This window comes from Vibrio sp. 1180_3 (genome assembly GCF_029478545.1).
In the GTDB taxonomy this organism is placed as follows: Bacteria; Pseudomonadota; Gammaproteobacteria; order Enterobacterales; family Vibrionaceae; genus Vibrio; species Vibrio aestuarianus.
Map to the genome: position 1 here is coordinate 1 of NZ_SJFM01000138.1, position 974 is coordinate 974.

The 974-nt window shown below is 39.0% G+C and carries 1 protein-coding gene; it reads left to right on the forward strand.

What is annotated here, in order from left to right; all coding sequences use genetic code 11:
- Positions 1 to 172: 172 nt before the first annotated feature.
- A complete protein-coding gene (locus tag EYW48_RS21260; protein WP_277433055.1) occupies positions 173 to 766 on the forward strand; it encodes a hypothetical protein in 594 nt (197 codons plus the stop codon).
- Positions 767 to 974 lie beyond the last annotated feature (208 nt).

Here is a 974-nt window from a genome sequence, read left to right on the forward strand (position 1 = left end):
CTTGGCATATTCAAGCTTCTGTTGAGGGGTGATTTGCACTCGTAGTTTTGGTGACATATCAGATTCCTTATAAGTAGTGATAATTATAAGGCTTAAATACCATCCAAGTTAACCGTACCATTACAGTTGTGATATCCATAATAGCGCAAAGAGTAAAGACGATGAGTTTTTGATGGTTTCATTGGCTGGGATATTTGGTAACAACTCAATAGGCTACCAACACAAGTTTACTAAAGTTAATCGAGCTATTAAGCGTTCATCAAATCGCCTGCTAGATGCAGCTTTCAAAAAGAGAAAGCACTATGTGCTTGAGCGTGACAATAATTTTCTCGAAGTTATTTGGGGTACACCTGATCATACTCGTTTGCGAGAGTGCTTTACCCATATAGCTTATGGGCTCTATTTTCATCACTTTCAAAAACGCTTTGAGGGGCAAGTAAAAGTAATGTTGGGCTATCTGCATAGCACCGATACTGCAAACAATAACTTTGTTCAATTTATTAAGGATCGTGCAGAAATCGACTTAAGAGGCGTAGAAATGCACGGAAAAAATCCTGACGTCTTTTACTATCAATTTGTCGAACCAGATGAGCATGGATTGTTTATGGTGCATATCAGGTTGTATGGTGGTATTGATGTTTACGCAGCATTTATACCAGAAAATAAACAAGTACCATTCAATCTAGGCTTCGAGCTGATGAATGCAGGTATAGAAACTGTCATAAGACTTGAAGGCAAAGAATACCGAGTAAATGGAAAAAGCTAACAAAGCATTTAAGAGTGATTCGCAACGCTTGGCAGTTTCGCTTCGCTCAAGTATAGCCAAGCGCCGCTCACACCTTAATGCGGCGTTATGCAAATGGAGTAAAAATGAGAATTTTTGAAGCCGATAGCTCTATGAAAGACGCTGTTGGTCAATTCTATAAAGAGCAGGGCTATCATAGCGCTTGGTCTAATACTGAAAGAGCATTTAT